Genomic DNA, 18347 nt, shown 5'->3' with positions numbered 1-18347 from the left:
CTAGAATCAGGCCCGCCTTTAAACGCCCTCACAAATTTCCCTGTTAAAGCTTCAAGGTACGGTAAACCAACAGTCTCTTCCATTTTTCCTTTAGCCTCCAATAGTTATTTATACTTTAGTGATATCCGTACTGCATATATATGCGCCTTCTTTCTAATACGGACTCTGCTAATCACCCATTTTGTAGTAAATCGTCGTACGCCTAGAAAAATGTTATGAAAAAACTCTTTCCATTCTATTCAACTATTAAAAAGGGCCTTCCTTTTTAATAAAAAAACTCCGGAATTTTCCCCGGAGTTACTTCATCATTTACCTTATTGAACGAAATGGCCTTTCTTCCAAGTTACTTAATAATTCCGTCATTTCCCCTCTACTGCTGAGCCAAACGCTTCCATTGACACTGGGTGACGGCAAATTCATCTCGATCAGCAGAATTGAAAAGGATCCTTGGAAGCAGCCAATAGATCTTTATATACCTCCCATTTGCAAAACAGACTTGCACTCCCTCATAACCTGAAAGTCTGTCAGGAAAAAAAAAAGAATACTCCAAATCGAAATTTGGAGCATGACATTTACCTATGTTTTTCCTTTAGCCACCCGATTACCGATTTCCCACCGTTTTCGCGGAGATCCTCAGCTTCTTCCTTTCCAATGGCCTTACCATCCTTGATCACGATCACCTCATCAAGGATTTTCTCGATTTCATGAGTGGCCATGATAACCACTTGCCTTTCAAAATCGATATAAGACAGCAAGCTCCGTACTATCGACTCCCGAACCATAACGTCCAACCCTGAGAATGGTTCATCCAATAGCACGACCGGTGCCTCCCGGGACAGGGTCAGCACTAATTTAAGCCGTCCCCGATTACCTTTCGACATCGTACCGACCTTCTTCCGGACATCCAATTTCATGAATGCCAGCATTTCAATTGCCTTATCCAGATTAAAATCAGCAAATTGCGACGCATGAAAATCAATATACTGACCTGCGGTAAAATTGGTATAGAAAAAATCAAGCTCTGACAGATAAGAAACAACAGAAGCCGTCCTCCTGCTTACCGGCACCCTATCGACCGTCACCTCTCCATGATCCGGTTTCGCGAGTCCGGCAATCAGTTTGAGCAATGTTGACTTACCGCTGCCATTGGCCCCCAGCACCCCATATATCTTCCCCACTTCAAACGTGAGTGAAACACCATCAAGGGCAGTAATGCTTCCATACTTTTTCGTTACATCATGCAGCTCAACCGTCATTTTGCATCCCCCTGCTTCTTCAGAAATTGCTGTACCGCTGTCAGCATTTCTTCTCTCGACAAGCCGATTTCTATCATATTTTCAACGAATGTCTCGATAACTTCCGTTTGAATCCGGGTACGCAATGATGCAATCAGTACCGGATCATTTTTAACGAATGTACCTTGCCCCCTTCTCGTCTCCACAATTCCATCCCTCTCAATCTCGGTATAAGTACGCTGGATCGTATTCGGATTGACACCCATCTCGACAGCCATTTCGCGGACCGATGGCAGCTTATCCCCACTCTTTACCTCACCCCGTACAATTGAATAACAAATTCGATCGGCAACCTGTAAATAAATCGGTTTTGAAGCATGAAAATCCTCTGACATCCTTTACACCTCAATCTTTCGGTCCAAGAGCCAACATGAAGCGAGGAACAATATCACTAATGCGATAACATCCAACCCACTTGTCAAAAGCGAAATATTCCCTCTACCTTCTAGATAAAACTCCAACTTGGCTTGAGATAAGCTAAACGACGAACCGTTAAAAGCAGGTACAGCCCATAGATCATCCAGTTTCTTATATGTCTCGGTATTTCCAACCCAATTTTTCACCAAAACCATTCCTATAAACAGAAGCGACACAATCAGCCAACGAATATTTTTAATAAGCTGAATCCTTGCGAGTGCATGATACACTACCCATAAAAACATCATTAGCACGGCAATGACAATACTGACCGCCGTCATAACCCCGCCTATCTCTAACAAGCCTATTAATTCCAAAATATTTTCCATCTGAACGTCTGGCTGAAAATAACTGGTCGGAACCCTAAAAGCCACAAAAACTAAACAGCAGGCAAATAAAATTGAAACCACCTGAAACAGCACACTTGACAATAATTTACTTCCAAGCAGCATCGCCGCAGACTGGGGGTTATGAATCCACAACTGCGTCTTCCCCTCATAATTCAAACATCCAAAAATCAAAGAGAACATAATAAATGGTTGTAAGAACATGATTATCCATGTGCACATATAAAAAAGACCTGCAACTTCCAAATACCTGGATGCCAATAAAGCAATAACCACTAAGCCAACCTGTGCAACCAATAGCCAGAGAAGTGTGGATTTCCCGATCAGCCACTCCTTTATCATTAAACCTTTAAACGAATTCAACGTCCCAACCCCTTCATTATTGTCCTAGTTACATAGTACACAGTTACACTGATCTATGTCAAAAGTATTATAAAATAACAAAATATACTATTCTTTTATAGTGAATTTAAATATAATAGATGAAGTGGTTACAATAAGAGGAAGGAAGTAAAATATGAGACATGAAAAAAAGACGAAAAAGAAACGGACATGGCTGAAGGTAGTCGGTATAATTGTCCTACTTTTCATATTAGCAGGGGGAGCGTTAGCCTACTCCATGTGGAATGCTCTAACTAAAACCGTTGAATCAATGCATACACCCATAGACCGTAACACGGATAAACGAACAAAAGACCTAGCACTATCGGATCAGGAGCCCTTCTCGATGCTCATGCTCGGTGTCGATGAACGTGATGGCGACAAAGGTCGTTCAGATACAATGATCGTCTTGACGGTCAATCCACAAAAGAAGTCAGTCAAAATGCTAAGCATTCCGCGTGATACACGGACCGAGATCGTCGGTCATGGTACACAGGATAAAATCAACCATGCGTTTGCCTTCGGCGGCGCAAAGATGTCCATGGATACTGTTGAGAACTTCCTCGATATCCCGATCGACTATTATATGAAGATCAATATGGAAGGATTTAAGGATATCGTTGACGCAGTCGGCGGCGTGACTGTTCAAAACGATTTGGACTTCACCTCCGATGGCATTCATTTTGCGAAAGGTTCGCATACTCTTAATGGGAAAGAAGCCTTAGCCTATTCACGAATGAGGCATGATGATCCGAATGGTGATTTTGGTCGTCAGTCCAGACAACGTTCCATCATTGAGGCTGTCATCAGGGAGGGTGCGAGCGTTTCCTCTCTGACGAAATACAATGATGTCTTCGACGCACTGGGCAATAATATCCAGACGAATTTGACGTTTGATGACATGATGGACATCCAAAAGAACTACAGGGACGCTAGCAAAAGCATTACCCAATCATCCATAAATGGCAAAGGAACGAAAATCGACGGAATCTACTACTATATTGTGTCGGATGAGGAAAAAGAAAAGGTTCAATCCGAATTAAAAGAACAATTATCCATCAAATAAGAAAAAATGAAAAAGCTGTCCGGGCCTGCAACCCGACAGCTTTTTCATTTTCACCGTCCAATAATCTGACAAAAAACGAACACCAATTGTAGAGATTTGTTGGAATTTTTGTTGTTTATTAGGCATGAAAAAACGGTATAATCTAGTAGGAGCTGATACTTACATTTCCCCTTGCCCCTTTCATCACTTGACACTATTATTCTTTGGACCCGGAATTCCATCAACCATCATTCATCAACCATAATAAATAATCCTAAACAAAAGGAGTGGATTTAATTGAAAATCAAAGCAGGCAGCTGGGCTATGCTAAGCACACAGGACAAAATGTTTATTCTGAAAGCCATCAGTGATCGCTCAAGAATGAAATATGTTTCATGATAAGTAGACCTATTGGAATCATTATACGAGAGCATCGCCTCTCCCTTTTCACTAAAACGAACTTGTGCCTGAAAAAGGAGAGGAATCTATTCAAACTGATAATTCCATAACAAACGCCATTCGCCTTTTTCTTTAACGACGTAGCAATCCTGTTCCAATGTAAACACCCCAAAACGAGAATTGAAGACCTGTGTAACTGGAATTTTAAAGGCCGTTTTATGCACCCTTCCATCCTTATCCAGACTCCAGTTCTTCACTTTCTTAACTTGGCCTACATCATACTGAAAGGTCTCCACATCCATATGCTGTAAAAACACATGAGAGCGATTTTGCACATAAGCTGCCCGATTCGGAAACCGCAGCTTCATTTCAGAACTTAACAAATCCCAGGACTTCCCGAACTCCGCTTCGCTTTCATACTCATAAAAATCTTCCACCACGCTTTTTGAACCGCTCGGCCAAAGAAAAATGATCCAAGCCCCTGCAGCCAATGCCAGGAGAATAATCGCCAATGCTCCCAGTGGAATCTTATTTTGTCTTCTCACTCATCAATCACCCTCACAGGTTATCTTTCATTTATATATATAGGGGAAAACGATAAAAAAGAAGCATGTTGTTAGACATGCCCCTTAAGTTTATGTGAAATGATCTCTCAGATTCTAGGACTTCTCCAACGATAAAAGAAAAGAAAAAAGAAAATTCCCAGCAAACCGCCAAACGTGTCCAGCATGACATCCTGCCACAAGGGAGTTCGGCCACCCGTTAGTTTTTGATGCAGCTCGTCAGCACTCGCATAAAAAAGGATGCATAAAAAAGCGCCTGGAAACGAAAGAACAGGATTCTTCACAAAACGGCGCCAAACACCATATGTCAATAATCCAAACACAAAAAAGATAAAAAGATGGGCACCCTTCCGAAGGAAAAACTCCAGAAAACCATTCACCCCTGCTGTTTGGGCACTCACTTCAACGCCACCATACATGAATGAAATGCCGCTTAATCTATCATACCAATACGGCGTATTGAACTGCGCTAATAAAGGGGAAATGCTTTGCTCCTCATACGTTTGCGAGGAAAAAAAGAAGATGACCATCGCCCATAAAACGAGCAAACCCGGGACGTAGTATCTACGGATCATATACTATCAGGTTCTTCCATGATCCCGCTTAATTTTTCCTTAATCTCGTCCACAAGTTCATTTACAGTAACATCCTGCCCAGACTCTCCCTTGGCAAAAGTGTCTTTTAAAATATCAAAAAAATCCATTTGAATGTTCCACTCCAATATCATTGAGCCACCACTTCATACTGTTGTCCTAATCCTTTTTTTCAAAAATAAGGAATATAGCTCTTTTTATTTGATAATCACATATAAAGTGGTGATTGGCAAGCGGAATTAATCTACAAAAGGGTAAAATCTGAATTTTTAAAGAAATGATCACAAAAAGTTCATAACTGACGGAATATTAAAATCAGCAGTTGAATACATGCAGTTCATTTGGTGTAAGATCCAAATGAAAAAAAACAAAAAAAGGGGCGATTCCTCAGCCCCTTCGATACCCGCTATTATTGCCCCATTAAATAAGTCATCAATGAAATCAATACGAAAGTAATGGAAATATAAGCCCCGATAAAAATTTTCTTGCTTCTCTGTTTCTTTTCATAAACTTCCTCGAACGTAATGAATTTGTTTTTTGTCATCAAATAATCTCCTTTTATTTTGATGGCAGCTATCTGACATCGCCTTCCGCGAAGTCCCTTCGCTTGATCTCTATAGTTATATCGGCATACAACCAAAAACATTTAGGTATTATTAACTATATAGTTTATCATACAAAGTACCTTAATTAAAATATTCCATTCTACCAACAAGTCTTTTATTCCTAGGTATTCATTCTTAATGCAAAGCAATTATCCCTACCTGTTCATAGAACTGTTTTTTGGGCTGCAATTTGTTCAAACCATATCCATTTACCGATTAGTAAATAAAAAGGATAGAAAATCACCCTTTGCAAAAAATAACAAAAATGATATCAACGAGAGGAAGAGAAAAAATGAATTCAGAAATGCAGGAGAAATGCGGGGTATTTGGGGTGTTTAATCACCCCAAAGCAGCCGAATTAACTTATTACGGACTTCATTCACTTCAACACCGTGGTCAGGAGAGTGCAGGAATTGTGGCTAGTGATGGAAAATCATTCAGGAGTCACAGGGGCATGGGATTAGTAACCCAAGTATTTTCACGGGACATCCTTGATGGACTAAGCGGAAATATGGCCATTGGCCATGTACGATATTCAACTTCTGGTGAAAGTTTACTGCAAAACGCACAACCCCTCGTTTTTAAATATAGCGAGGGGGACTTGGCTGTTGCTCATAATGGCAACCTCGTAAATGCAAGGATAGAACGGGATGTGTTACAACAGCAGGGAAGCATCTTTCAAACAACAACCGATACTGAAATAATTGCTCACTTAATAGCTCGTTCAAGTAAAAAGCATTTCGCCCAAGCCGCACCTGATATGCTTAAACGTATCGACGGTTCATTTGCCTTGATTATAATGACTGAAAAACAAATACTAATCGCCTTGGATCGTCATGGGTTACGTCCGCTTAGCCTTGGGAAAATTGGCGAATCAATCATCGCCTCCTCAGAAACATGCGCTTTAAATGCGGTTGATGCTAAGTTCTGGCGGGAAGTTGAACCGGGTGAATGGCTTCTTATAGATGAAAATGGAATTCAAACTGGAAGATTTGCGGAAAAAGGAAAGGTTTCCCTTTGCTCCTTTGAATTTGTCTATTTTGCCCGTCCAGATAGCGTCATTCAAGGAAGAAGTGTCTTAGCAATCCGAAAGGAATTAGGTCAAATTCTGGCAAAAGAACATCCGACACAGGCTGATGTCGTCGTTGCAGTTCCCGAATCAAGCGTCCCTGCCGCCATTGGTTTCTCCCAACAATCAGGAATTCCATATGAAATGGGGATTATTAAAAACCCTTATGCTGGTCGTTCATTCATTGAGCCCACGCAAGAATTGCGCGACTTAGCTGTTCGACTGAAATTAAGCGCTGTGCAAGAAATTTTGGAAGGAAAAAGGGTGGTATTAGTCGATGATTCGATTGTTAGGGGAACGACAAGCAAGCGCATTGTCCAATTGATTCGGCAAGCAGGTGCCAAGGAAGTCCATGTAAGAATTAGTTCACCTATGGTTAGAAACCCTTGTTTTTATGGAGTGGATATGCCAACTAAGGAAGAACTATTTGCCAACAAACACGAACACGAACGAGCGATGGGACAGGTTATCGGGGCAGATTCATTAGCCTTTTTAAGCACCGAAGGGTTATTAGAGGCAGTAGATGTAGATCTTGGAGAAACTAGCAGTCGCTGTATAGCCTGTTTTAGTGGGGCTTACCCAACTGATATTTGAAGGATATGGCAGGCATCACACAAACACAACTGTCTTTGTGTGATGCCTAAAACTCCATTTTCCTAATATTAAACCCGCGCTATATTTCCCCTCCTGACAGTCGAACTCCTCGATCACCAATGAGTGTATCTTTTTATTCCGAGTCTTTAATTTCTTATCTTATAAAGTTCAATATAATTTTTATCCAACCGAAAAATGACAACCATAAGGGCAGACTGAATAAGGTTCCCCATATGATTCCCATCATAATATTTGCAGGTCCATCCATAATAAAAATCCCTCTCATTTAAGTTGCATTTTATTATTGTGTCCATGATTCATTGTTCAGGATACCCTTTCATGTGTTTTTTGGTAAAAAAGTCCATAAAAAAAAGACTGAATATCAGTCTTCCCTAAAGTAAATATTTATTAACCCATAATGAACTTTTTATCTCTATTACCTAAGATGAACTCCCGCACATCTTCAATGGATAATCCTAAGTCTTTAGCCTCTAAAATTAAATAAACCCATTCTTCTAATTCATTTTTTGCTTTCATGACAAATCCCGCCCCATTTGTGGTAACACAGCCGTCTTAGCATAGCCTTAGACCTGTAATTTTGCGTCCCTACTTTTCAATAGGTTTGCTTTTCTCAAGAATATATTCTTTCATTTTTAATAAATCTATTGAAAAAAACTTTTTGATTGTCTGTTTCGATGGCGCTCAACCATCATGTCCTCAAAAAAATTCCCCTACTATAATACTATATTACTGTTAATTATACTTAAAAACGTAACAATTGCTCATAATATTATTCGTTTTTTTATGTCATTTTTCCACATTATTCTTCAAAAAGTGACATTGCAATATATAAACTCAGGTAAAATGTGCTTACTTTAAAACACTTTTATAAAAACAATAGAGATATATTCCTATAATTAACTTATATTTCCTATACCGGAATAATATTTCGAATCAATTGGCTTTACTAGTAATAAAATGATTCAGTTTTAATTAATTTTCCCTAAGAAAAAAAGCCAGCATTACAAACCATAATATGGCTGTAACCTGACTGTTTATTATATATTTTAGAGTTTACACACTTGATTCCATTTGGATCCCTAATAAATTGCTAAACATCCCTCTTTTTTCACTCGCTAATTGGTTATATTCACCGACCTGAATAATTTCTCCCTGATCCATGACCAACACTTGATCGGCATTGCGAATCGTCGATAATCGATGAGCTATTACAATGATGGTCATTTTCCCTTTTAATCTTTCAATAGCGGATTGAATCTTTGCTTCGTTCTCGGTATCCAGTGCACTTGTTGCTTCATCCAAAACAAGGATGGCTGGTTTGCGCAGAATCGCTCTGGCCAGTACTAGACGCTGCCTTTCTCCTCCTGACAGGCGGACACCTCGATCACCTATGAGAGTATCCAAGCCTTGAGGAAGCTTTCTGACAAAATCCGCGGCTGCAGCAAATTCCAAAGACTCCCATATGGATTCATCACTTGCATCAGGGTCAATGATCAGCAAATTTTCCCTTATTGTTGCATTAAAGAGAAATGGATCCTGTGGAATATAACTTATGGACCTCCGCAACGATAATAAGCGGTCATTTGTAAGGGGATTATCATCTATTCTGACTTCACCCTTATTAGGTTGATTTAACCCCATTAAAATATCTATTAAGGTGCTTTTTCCGGCACCCGATCGCCCTACAATAGCCGTCATCCGGTTAGAGGGAATGTGTACGTTTATATTTTTAAGGGCATACGTACTCTCACTTTGATCATAACTAAAATACACATTACGACAATCTAACCCTCGTTTAATTTCAATAGGCTTGATATTTTTATAATCGGATTCATATAACTCTCTCGCAACTCTACATTCGTTTTGTAAATCCGACAATGCTTTAAAAGATGGAAGCGTAGATCCTATTTGCTCTAAATTAGATTGAATGCTAGTGAACCTTGGCCATAACCTTGAGAAAATAACCATGATCAGCATTAATTGTGCTGGCTGGGCCATGAACATCTTTATCGAAAAAAACACAAAAATGGCAATTAAAAGTGAAGATACGATTTTGAAGATCATTTGGGAAGTTGTATTTAACGTCGTTAACTTGATTCTGTTTTTTTCCATTCTTTCACTTAAAGAAAGAAACCAATTCAAATGAGATTCCTCTAGTGAATTACTTTTGATATCTTTCATTCCGTTAAGGTGATCTGTCATACCCGCTAAATATGTTTGTGTTAACTGAAAGGTTTCCTTTCCTATAGACTGAGACTTTTTCACAAATTTCCGGGACGAAAAAATAAGGATCAACCCAAAGGCTATTATAAAGCTCGTCATTGGAACAGATAAATAAAATGCTATACCGATTTGAATGAAAGTAAAAATAATAGAAGATAAAAACTGTAAGACTAAATTAATACCCGCACTCACTTTGAAGGTTTCATTTGTCATGATGTTGATGATATCAGATTTCCTCTTTTTCAGGTAAAATCCCCAATTTACTTGCAGCAGACTGCCATACGCCTCATCCCTTAACTGCCTGACAAAACCCTGTTGGATTTTCACTCCTAAGATTGTTTGATTCCGCTTAAAAATACTTTGTCCAACCATTAATAACACGTAAACTCCCAATATCAATAAAAGACTAATCGTTTCAGGAATTCCTAAGAATAATTCATTAACCCAACTTAAAAAAGGAACTTCCACTGTACTAATATCTAAAATACCGGTCATTCCAATCAACGGGATTAATAAGAAAATTCCTACACCCTCTAATAAACCTATTAAAATCATACAAATAAGATTGATATAAAGAATTTTCCCTGAATAATCATGTATCCGCTTGATAAAATGCAAGAGATGCTTCAAAACCATATCCTCCTATCACAGAGCTTGTTTCTTTGTTATCCCGAATGTCTACAATGCATATTGCTTTATTGCTTAATTACGACATTTGAAGGAAAGGTATTGGGGCACATTATAGGTTAATAAGAACTTCTACGTAATGGATAAAATAGAATCCGAGTGGGGGTTGGTGATTCGTAGAATTTATATACTCTCTATTATAAATCCGTTTCCGGAGAAAATCGTGTTAAACGTCCCCCCTCTTAAAATAGGTATCGAGGACGTTAACTAGATTCTTGTTCTTTCAGCTTTTCAATACTGTTCTCTTTAGCGAATTTAGAAACGACCGTGAACCTATCCATCACTTCAGCACCAGTTATATAAAAAGGACCGCTACGTAACCAAGCATGTGCAATGAGTTCTCCATTCTCATCTTTAGCTGTACCTAAATAAAGAGTACTATCTATATTTCTTTTCTCCAGCATTCTCATACCAGCAATTGCCATTACAAGGCATTGGCTTTCCCAAAAAGTATAGCGACTCATAATATGAATAGCTCGCGATATACTGGCTAAAACCTCTTTATTCGATGAATTGGAGGTATATGATGTCTCTTTCATTTGTTCACCTAGTGAAGGAGCAACTTTTGAAAATGGAATACTCTTAAGATAACGGGCTCTACCTAAATGTAAAAAGGCCTCAATAAGCAGCAGCTTTGTTTTAAAGTTCAATCGAAGAAAATTCCGCGCTTTCTTTGTGATATTCATTGTTTCCTCCTAGAGCTAGTAATTCATGATACTAGGAATTAATGCTATCTTCTATTTTAACTAGGCCTTGCTCTAACAATTGATTTATAAAGTCCGTGACTTGTTCCTCACACTCGGTTTGAGCTACATCATATTGAGACTGTAAGGTTGTTACTAACTCACGAATCGTAATGGGCTCCTTCATTAGATCCCATATCTCACCACCTAATGTTCCTAAATTATAATACTTTCCTTTGTGAACACTTAACATCACTTTTTCTCCGTCCATGTCACTTGCGATGTTACCCTCCCTTTGTACAATTGCTTTTTCTAAAGAAATTTGTTGTGTTTTCAAAATAAAGAATCCTCCTCGTTTATATTTTCTAATATTTGAGATACAAGATTATTGACTGTAAATCCTGTGTTAGGCCGATGCAATTGATACATATGGATTTTATTTAAAATATTTACCGACTCCATAAAATGCCACTCCATTAAGCCTAATCGTGGGACTAGAAAATTACGATATGTATGACAGAATAAAGTTCGGAAACGTTCTAGTTGATTTATTTTTTGTAGTGTAACTTCTCCATGCTCTGTTTTTACTAATTCAAATACAGTGCTTAATGGTAAAGGTTCATTTGAAAAACTAGACGTAACTGGTACAGCAAACTTTGTTTCCCTTTCAAATAAAGGCTGGTAACCTTTCTTTTCTATTCCAAAAGCTTGTAAACTTTCTTGCCATAGTTTTTGTTGTGGATATGAGGGAGTTATAAAGGGTTTATTGTCTTTTGATAGAGAAACAGGGATAACATCATCACTTAAAAGTTGAAATCCTTCTTTTAAAAAAGCGGCAGCAAGTGTTGATTTTCCAGCTCCTGAATCACCAACGAACGCATATGCCTTCCCATTGATATTTACTGCACTTCCATGTAAAGGTATCACTTTTTTCTGAAGTAAGATAATCCCCATACATGTTCCAAGAATATATAGTCGAATATGATCCTCATCAGAATTTGATATAGGTGAAACGGTAATTTTCTTTCCTTCTTGAATCTTAAATATGGCAATGCCGGGAACTTGAAACATAACCATATGATCCTCAACAACATATTTTTGTTTTGGCAAAAGAACTTGCTTCTCCCAAAGCTCTGATAAATCCCCGTATTCAATTTCCACATCGGTCATGTCCTTGGAAATTCCGAGTCTGGGTACTTCAGGAAGGAGTATATCACTAAAAAGGTTCAATCCGAAAGCTCTATAACCTAAATTTTGTACAATCTCTACCATCTCTTTCACTCCATATACTAGAAAAATTAATCAAAGCCCTTATACCTTAAAAATTGTATAAGGGCAGTTATTACTAGGGGAAAACAATCAAATCTTTAATTAACTATGGTGAACCATTTCATCTGGATCATTCTGCACACCATCAGGGATGGTTATACCAGGACCTCCCATAGTCATGTTAATGTTAAGTACTTCTAATTTTGGAGTTTGCCATTCTTTTTTCATTTTTGTCACCTCCCTTCAATGAGGTTATTTAATAGGCTCTGTTAAACTATATGGTTGATTCTATTTTTTCAACCATCATCATAAACATAGCTTTTTAAGAAAACGATAAACAATTAAACCTCTCATTAAAATTCTAAATTCAGAATCAAAGGCAACATTAGGCTGGGGTTCTGTGCGAAACTTGTTAAGTGCCTTCTTAATTGCTCCCATATTCAAAAAATTAGCTATAAACGGATCCTGACTAAGCTGTTCCACCTCACCAATAAATACATTCCAGTTTGGGAGCATTCTAGCAATGGTATCTGCACCCTGAACTCCCCGAGTTTTCTGGTTTAATCTAATGTCATCAGGCAAATACCCTTTTGTGGATCGTCTAATGAGTGATCGATCTACACCATTCTGCACAAATTGTTCAAAAGGAAGGGATAAACAAAATTGAATAACTCGTAAATCATTCGTAGGGTCATGTCCCTGTAATGAATACTGCAAGGATAATTTAGTTCCACTTGTTCCCGTTGTATTCCACATATTCAGATAACCAAAGTGATTTTTCCTAATATCATTAATATTTGTAGGATTAACGCCCATTATATTGATTCCTTGTTCCTCTAGTTTTGAAAAAACTTTAGTTCTCCGAGCAAAATCATCATTAATTAATAGTGGCGAATCATCTTGATTATTTGCTTTGGTATTAGGATGAAAAGGATAAGCCTTTTTTCCAATCACTTTCATTACTCTCGATCTTTTTACTCCCATATTTTTGCTATAAGAATTTACTTCATGATATAGGCGGATCCATCTCATTTTTCTTAATAATAAGGCATAGTAATCAAAAGTCGGTCCCCAAGAAATTGAAAAATTTCCCCTTGCACCGTTTAACAATACTCCTATTCCAAGCTTGTTAGCCTCTTCATATATCCCCTTCACCCAGACGGAATTTTCAAAAAACTTATAGGGCATTTCCATTATTTCTAGCCAATCATCTACTACTGATAATGAGCTTTGGCCTTCAAACTTTAAATACTTAGCATTGATATTTCCAACATGATTAACTGTAGATTTAATAAGTGGCCTCTCATCTGCTAATCGTTGTTTTGGGGTCCAATCATCAAATTCATCAATAGGGATAGAGCTAAAGGTATATAATTTTTTGTCTTGGTTTAGGAGAGTATTTGCAGCAAAGCTGACAACAGACCCTGAATCCAATCCACCACTTAAATTAGCTCCCACTTTACGATGTGTCCGTAATCTCGAAGTCACTGCTTTTTGAAAAACTTCCCTAAAAGCCTCTTCATAATCGGAATTTGATTTCAAGTGCAATTTATCACTATCTCCTACCGTACAATATCTCGAAATCATTACTTTATTATCTACTATTGATATAGTATGAGCGGGCGGTACTTGTTCAATTTTATTATAGGCGGTTAAAAAGGGATCTACCGTATCATTCATCCCTGGAATTGCTAAAAACTCCGCTAACCACTGCTCATTCAGTTTTTTTTCGATATATGGTAATTTAAGAAGAGGTTCAATAGTTGTACAAAAAGCAAATTTCTCATGGCTTTTGTGATAATATAGCGTTCTACTCCCTGCGAAATCTCTTGCCCCAAATAACTTTCTTTTTTTCTGATCCCAAATCATAAATGCAAAGTCACCGATTAAATGCTTAGGAGTTTCTTCACCCCATTTTAGATAACTTAGTAGAATGACTTGACTATCCGATAGGTTATTTCTATCTACTTTTTTAATACATAGTTTATCAAACAATTCCTCTCTATTATCAATGATTGCATCGGCTGTTATCGCCATTTGTCTTTCATAATCATAAAAAGGTAACTGTTCATTTACCGACTCATTTGTAAGCCACTGAGCATGACATCCAAGAAAAGTATGATCATCATGCCATATCTTGATACAATCAGCAGGAAATTTTTCTAAAGACTTCATTAAAATCTCTCCATACTGGAGATTTATCGGTTCTTCATTTAAGTGATATAATCCGGCGATTGCGCTCATTCTTTTCACCTGCTATTTTAGTTTTACCATTAATACAGTGACTATTGTTTTGACATACTTTGTTTAATCTAATTTTTAAATTAATCATTAAATATTGGAAAAATTTGCATTCGTAATTATTAAATGGGAGCTGTTCGCCCATAGATTCAGGAGTAATCCATTTAGCGTGACACCCAAGAAAAATCTTTTCTGAATGCCAGGTTTGAATAGAGTCGGCCGGATATTTCTTTAAAGCAGCCATTAAAATATGACAATGCTGGAAATTTACCGGCTCTTCATTTATCTGACAAATACCAATGATAGCGCTTATGTTTTCCTCCTGCTTATATTGTTATGTATATAAAATTTATAGAGTAGTATTATATTCTTCTCATTCTAGATTTCTATTAAATTAAAGTAGTAGTATTACAAGTTAAAAGTACCCAATGTTTTTTTGGATACCCACTGAGTTACAAGTCCTATATTATTTAAAACATATTACTTTATCTTTCTTCGATGGTGATTAAAAACCTTTATGAAAATACTACTATCATCTGATTTAAAAAACTTAACCCCAACTAATTTTAAGGGTGTCCATATTTCTCTCATGTGAAATAAAGGCATTAAAATTCATCCTTTCTTCATAAACCCTGTTAACATAATAATGAATAATATTAATATCTTCCTTTAATAGAAAATTTATTTTTGATAATAGACTTCAATTTTCAAATCACGATAAAAAAACCTAATAATCCATATATCAACAAGCGTTGCTTTTTTATGTATTAAATGGTTTTGTGTTTATATATCTCCTGACTAGCGTCCTTTTCATAAGAAACAAACCGGTCAATCTAACTGTTTCTACGAACAATTTGTTCTTTATAACGAATTACATAAGCTAAATTTACCATCTATTTATGCCTATGTCAATAACTTTTTATCTGCATATAAATATCTAAAAAGCCACTTTTTATCTTCACAGATTCAGTAGGATTATAATCACCTCGATTTTAAGAGACTTGTAATTCTTCAGTATTCTACAACCTTTTGTTCAAGATTAAATGCTATTTACATTCTCTTGATAGACAAATTTCCTTCTTAAGTAATTTTATGTACTTATAAATCTCATTACATATTATTCATCTTTTTTCCTTACTCCTTAATGTTTCAGAAAACAAATAATCCATCACTTGAGGAGATAATTTCGACATCGTAAATACAATACATTAACCACAATCCGGTAAAATTATCTTCAGAATAAAATAAGTTATATAATGGAAAACAAAAATATCTATACTGTTTATACTAATATAGCAACAAGTGCTCAACCTGTGGAATTAAGTCCATAATTTGGACACAAAAAGTTAAGTCTTAAGCTCTAATTATATTTGGTTTCCAACTACCTATAAGGCTTGATACCCAAAGCTGAATTTGGAAATTACCGTATGTACCAAATTGCAGTATATTTATTTATTATTTTCTATAAATATTCAAAAACAACTTTTCGCTCGATACGATTTTCTTCTTTTAAATGGATACTATAAATCTTTTGAAAAAAAAGCACCCATCTTTTTTCCTACAGATGGGTACTACTGATTTAAAATATTTTTTATGATGTATACTTTTTAATTTATTCAATATTTATGTATGTTTAACTAATTTTCTCCACATCCATAAAAAGGGCCTTAATGGAAAATATAAAAAGTGCAGGTAATTTGGCAATACTAATGTTTCAACATCCGCAGATTTCGGATAAAATAAATTCAAAATATAAAAAAACCTTTGAAGTTGTGATTTAGATGCAAATAGATAACGATTAATGAAGAAACTTTTTTGCAAATTTGACTTTAATGATAATAGATTTCGCTTAAAATATTTAGGTGATTCATCTTCGGATAAGGCTGAGTATACTGGTGTCATTTCCCTTATGTAATATAATGCGTTTTGCGCCAATTTTCTTGAACGCTTACCTTCTGTTAATATTTTATTCTCTTCGTTAATTGGAGTATTTAATAGCTGTGAAGTTAAAATAAGAGCCTGCCCTTCTAAAAGAGATGCTTGTTTTCCCAAATGGTACTGTTCGTAATTCCCCTTTATTGCATTTTCTTTTTCTAAATTAATCCTTTTTCTAATAATTTGGTCAATATCCGACAACCAACGTAGACGAAACCAACCATGACGAGCACCATGAGCTATAAGATATAAATACAAATCCATTTTCCCCAGAAAGTAAATAGGATAATTTGTTAGGCTACTAATTCTTTTTCGCTCCCACAAATCATTAAAGCTTGGTTCTATAGTAGGACGTGGATGTAGTCCCCAATGTATTTCAATATTTATCTTTTTTTGGGGATGGATGTATGTTTCATGGTGATTCCTCCATTTCCATATTTCAAAAGGTGCAAGCTTTACTTTCTCATAACCCAAATTCAAAAGAAGTTCTGTAGCTCTTTCCAAATCGGTTATAGGAATCAAAATATCTAAATCTTTGGAAGTTCTAAGTGAAATATCTCCGTACAGATCGGCTGCAACTACCGGACCTTTTAAAAAAAGCATACGAATTTGATTTTCGTTAAAAATTTTACTTATTTTTTCCATTTCACCACTTAAATGTAACATTTGAAACGTATTTTTTTTATATTCAAGATACAAAGATTTAATTACTTCTGAAGGTACCAAATTTTCATCTATCTTTTTTAACTTCGAGTATATTAATGGGTACACCCTATGGTGAATTGCTAAATCGAGGAATTTCTCCCAATCGATGTTTATAAGCAATTCGTTATTGATTAACCGTAAGCAATCCTCATTTTCCATTTTTAATATTTCTAATAAAAAGCTAAATTCTTTTGGTAGTGTTCTCAAATCCAACTTAAAATTGTTATCCATTATCTTCTCCCTGAAAAGATTTATTACTGATTAATTATCTCCAAATTTAGGCAGTTAAAAATAATCCATTTGAAAATAAGACCAAAAAGTTATAACATAATTCTTAAGTCCTATACTTATACTAATACTAGCATGATAATAGATGCAGTCAATAAATATTTACAAAATTTTATAAAAAATGGAACATTCACAAAACCAATTCGTTAAGTAAAAACAATTTAACTCTTTCTCAAGCATTGTCATGTTTAAAATATGATAAGGAGTGAATTGGAATTAGTATAGTTTCATGTGCACATTTTAGTTAAGTCCTTACAATTATTATAGATTGCCGAAACTGGATTGTTGATGAAATCACAGATAATGGAATTCAAAACTTTCTTATAAGAGGGGACATTCAGTCCGGCGTTCACCCTAGATTGATTATTTATTAAAAAAGTAGGATTACAATACACCTCTATTAAGGGGTATTGTACATTTTCTCAAGATGCAAAAAGACAAGATTTAATCTAATGGGAACAAGTACAAACGAGAATGTTCATTTTGGATTTGACTCAATATTTTGGACACAAAAAAGTTATCTTAGGCTGTATTCCTAATCCGATCTTCAATGGCATGTGGGGTTGGATAGCCCAAGCTACTGTGAATTCTTTTTCACCACCCTTCAATAATTGGAACATTGCTAATTTAGCTGTTTGATAGTCTAGATATTGTACGTAGTTGACTTCTTCCTTTTTTAAAAGGGCATGAAGGATTCTATACAGGCATTATCGTACGGGAAACCTTTCTGACTAAAGGATTGCTTAATATGATGGTTTTGGATAAGTTGGGTAAACTCACTGCTTGTATATTGTGAGCCAAGATCCGTATGAAGAACTAATCCCTCCGAGGGCTTGTGTGAAAAGTGAGCGTTATTGAAAGCTTTTATGACCAGTTCTGTCGTCATAGAACGTGAAAAGGAATACCCTATTATTTTCTTAGAATGAAGGTCCAATACCGAAGCTAAATAACACCATCCGTCTTTTAACGTGTGGATATACGTAATAT

The 18347-nt window shown here is 36.3% G+C and carries 17 protein-coding genes, 2 pseudogenes and 1 riboswitch; of the genes and pseudogenes, 2 read left to right on the top strand and 17 right to left on the bottom strand.

The window, feature by feature from the left end; genetic code table 11:
• Positions 1-572 precede the first annotated feature (572 nt).
• Genes ACFX4X_RS19175 through ACFX4X_RS19165 form a run of 3 tightly spaced genes read right to left on the bottom strand, consistent with a single transcriptional unit; the run spans position 573 to position 2422 of the window.
• Positions 573-1256 (bottom strand): ABC transporter ATP-binding protein, encoded by a 684-nt coding sequence (locus ACFX4X_RS19175; RefSeq protein ID WP_377385397.1) that lies wholly within the window; start codon positions 1254-1256, stop codon positions 573-575.
• A complete protein-coding gene (locus ACFX4X_RS19170) occupies positions 1253-1630 on the bottom strand; it encodes a GntR family transcriptional regulator (RefSeq protein ID WP_377385394.1) in 378 nt (125 codons plus the stop codon). The genes ACFX4X_RS19175 and ACFX4X_RS19170 overlap by 4 nt, the downstream gene beginning before the upstream one ends.
• Before the next feature lie 3 nt (positions 1631-1633).
• Entirely contained in the window at positions 1634-2422 is a 789-nt protein-coding gene (locus ACFX4X_RS19165; protein ID WP_377385391.1) for a hypothetical protein, read from the bottom strand.
• Between the two features lie 154 nt (positions 2423-2576).
• Between ACFX4X_RS19165 and tagU the strand changes: the two genes are divergently transcribed.
• On the top strand, positions 2577-3506 hold the full coding sequence (gene tagU / locus ACFX4X_RS19160; protein ID WP_377385388.1) for a polyisoprenyl-teichoic acid--peptidoglycan teichoic acid transferase TagU: 930 nt from the start codon (positions 2577-2579) through the stop codon (positions 3504-3506).
• A gap of 464 nt (positions 3507-3970) precedes the next feature.
• On the opposite strand, the gene ACFX4X_RS19155 is transcribed toward tagU, so the two are convergent.
• The 4 genes from ACFX4X_RS19155 to ACFX4X_RS19140 form a co-directional block, all read right to left on the bottom strand.
• Complete coding sequence (locus tag ACFX4X_RS19155) at positions 3971-4429, bottom strand: hypothetical protein (protein ID WP_377385385.1); 459 nt, start codon at positions 4427-4429, stop codon at positions 3971-3973.
• A 107-nt stretch (positions 4430-4536) separates the two neighbouring features.
• On the bottom strand, positions 4537-5022 hold the full coding sequence (locus ACFX4X_RS19150; protein ID WP_377385382.1) for a VanZ family protein: 486 nt from the start codon (positions 5020-5022) through the stop codon (positions 4537-4539).
• On the bottom strand, positions 5019-5174 hold the full coding sequence (locus ACFX4X_RS19145) for a YwzD family small protein (protein ID WP_377385379.1): 156 nt from the start codon (positions 5172-5174) through the stop codon (positions 5019-5021). Before ACFX4X_RS19145 ends, ACFX4X_RS19150 begins: the two co-directional genes overlap by 4 nt.
• Before the next feature lie 275 nt (positions 5175-5449).
• The gene (locus ACFX4X_RS19140) at positions 5450-5584 is read right to left on the bottom strand and encodes a hypothetical protein (protein WP_377385376.1); all 135 of its coding nucleotides are present in this window, start codon (positions 5582-5584) and stop codon (positions 5450-5452) included.
• A 353-nt stretch (positions 5585-5937) separates the two neighbouring features.
• On the opposite strand from ACFX4X_RS19140, the gene purF reads away from it, so the two are divergent.
• On the top strand, positions 5938-7308 hold the full coding sequence (purF, locus tag ACFX4X_RS19135) for an amidophosphoribosyltransferase (protein WP_125162179.1): 1371 nt from the start codon (positions 5938-5940) through the stop codon (positions 7306-7308).
• Positions 7309-7716: 408 nt separating this feature from the next.
• Here the strand turns inward: purF and ACFX4X_RS19130 are convergent, their stop codons facing one another.
• The 10 genes and pseudogenes from ACFX4X_RS19130 to ACFX4X_RS19085 form a co-directional block, all read right to left on the bottom strand.
• Positions 7717-7845 carry an anti-repressor SinI family protein gene (locus ACFX4X_RS19130; RefSeq protein WP_377385373.1) on the bottom strand — a complete coding sequence of 43 codons (129 nt, stop codon included), beginning with the start codon at positions 7843-7845 and terminating at the stop codon, positions 7717-7719.
• 18 nt (positions 7846-7863) lie between these two features.
• A riboswitch (cyclic di-GMP riboswitch) is annotated at positions 7864-7945 on the bottom strand.
• Positions 7946-8382: 437 nt separating this feature from the next.
• Complete coding sequence (locus ACFX4X_RS19125) at positions 8383-10182, bottom strand: ABC transporter ATP-binding protein (protein ID WP_377385370.1); 1800 nt, start codon at positions 10180-10182, stop codon at positions 8383-8385.
• A 260-nt stretch (positions 10183-10442) separates the two neighbouring features.
• Positions 10443-10925 carry a lasso peptide biosynthesis B2 protein gene (locus tag ACFX4X_RS19120; RefSeq protein ID WP_377385367.1) on the bottom strand — a complete coding sequence of 161 codons (483 nt, stop codon included), beginning with the start codon at positions 10923-10925 and terminating at the stop codon, positions 10443-10445.
• Between the two features lie 31 nt (positions 10926-10956).
• Positions 10957-11262 (bottom strand): lasso peptide biosynthesis PqqD family chaperone, encoded by a 306-nt coding sequence (locus tag ACFX4X_RS19115; protein WP_377385444.1) that lies wholly within the window; start codon positions 11260-11262, stop codon positions 10957-10959.
• Entirely contained in the window at positions 11256-12194 is a 939-nt protein-coding gene (locus ACFX4X_RS19110) for a phosphoenolpyruvate carboxykinase (ATP) (RefSeq protein WP_377385364.1), read from the bottom strand. Before ACFX4X_RS19110 ends, ACFX4X_RS19115 begins: the two co-directional genes overlap by 7 nt.
• A gap of 99 nt (positions 12195-12293) precedes the next feature.
• Complete coding sequence (locus ACFX4X_RS19105) at positions 12294-12419, bottom strand: paeninodin family lasso peptide (protein ID WP_141521422.1); 126 nt, start codon at positions 12417-12419, stop codon at positions 12294-12296.
• A gap of 78 nt (positions 12420-12497) precedes the next feature.
• Positions 12498-14435 (bottom strand): asparagine synthase-related protein, encoded by a 1938-nt coding sequence (locus ACFX4X_RS19100; protein WP_377385361.1) that lies wholly within the window; start codon positions 14433-14435, stop codon positions 12498-12500.
• 109 nt (positions 14436-14544) lie between these two features.
• Positions 14545-14745 (bottom strand): annotated as a pseudogene (locus ACFX4X_RS19095) (asparagine synthetase B); the annotation flags it as partial.
• Between the two features lie 1310 nt (positions 14746-16055).
• Positions 16056-17303: a nucleotidyltransferase domain-containing protein gene (locus ACFX4X_RS19090; RefSeq protein WP_377385358.1), complete on the bottom strand. Its 1248-nt coding sequence runs from the start codon at positions 17301-17303 to the stop codon at positions 16056-16058.
• A 579-nt stretch (positions 17304-17882) separates the two neighbouring features.
• Positions 17883-18347 (bottom strand): annotated as a pseudogene (locus ACFX4X_RS19085) (transposase); the annotation flags it as partial.

The organism is Peribacillus sp. YIM B13481 (genome assembly GCF_042787985.1).
Lineage (GTDB): Bacteria > Bacillota > Bacilli > Bacillales > DSM-1321 > Peribacillus > Peribacillus simplex_A.
Note: the sequence above shows the minus strand (reverse complement) of the source record. Positions and strands in the feature narration are given on the sequence as shown.

Excerpts from the sequence above, each read along its gene's own strand:
- ACFX4X_RS19130 (WP_377385373.1), bottom strand. The coding sequence starts at position 7,845 with ATGAAAGCAAAAAATGAATTAGAAGAATGGGTTTATTTAATTTTAGAG.
- ACFX4X_RS19100 (WP_377385361.1), bottom strand. The coding sequence starts at position 14,435 with ATGAGCGCAATCGCCGGATTATATCACTTAAATGAAGAACCGATAAAT.
- ACFX4X_RS19150 (WP_377385382.1), bottom strand. The coding sequence starts at position 5,022 with ATGATCCGTAGATACTACGTCCCGGGTTTGCTCGTTTTATGGGCGATG.
- ACFX4X_RS19090 (WP_377385358.1), bottom strand. The coding sequence starts at position 17,303 with ATGGATAACAATTTTAAGTTGGATTTGAGAACACTACCAAAAGAATTT.
- ACFX4X_RS19140 (WP_377385376.1), bottom strand. The coding sequence starts at position 5,584 with ATGACAAAAAACAAATTCATTACGTTCGAGGAAGTTTATGAAAAGAAA.
- ACFX4X_RS19120 (WP_377385367.1), bottom strand. The coding sequence starts at position 10,925 with ATGAATATCACAAAGAAAGCGCGGAATTTTCTTCGATTGAACTTTAAA.
- ACFX4X_RS19175 (WP_377385397.1), bottom strand. The coding sequence starts at position 1,256 with ATGACGGTTGAGCTGCATGATGTAACGAAAAAGTATGGAAGCATTACT.
- ACFX4X_RS19170 (WP_377385394.1), bottom strand. The coding sequence starts at position 1,630 with ATGTCAGAGGATTTTCATGCTTCAAAACCGATTTATTTACAGGTTGCC.
- purF (WP_125162179.1), top strand. The coding sequence starts at position 5,938 with ATGAATTCAGAAATGCAGGAGAAATGCGGGGTATTTGGGGTGTTTAAT.
- ACFX4X_RS19105 (WP_141521422.1), bottom strand. The coding sequence starts at position 12,419 with ATGAAAAAAGAATGGCAAACTCCAAAATTAGAAGTACTTAACATTAAC.
- tagU (WP_377385388.1), top strand. The coding sequence starts at position 2,577 with ATGAGACATGAAAAAAAGACGAAAAAGAAACGGACATGGCTGAAGGTA.
- ACFX4X_RS19145 (WP_377385379.1), bottom strand. The coding sequence starts at position 5,174 with ATGATATTGGAGTGGAACATTCAAATGGATTTTTTTGATATTTTAAAA.
- ACFX4X_RS19110 (WP_377385364.1), bottom strand. The coding sequence starts at position 12,194 with ATGGTAGAGATTGTACAAAATTTAGGTTATAGAGCTTTCGGATTGAAC.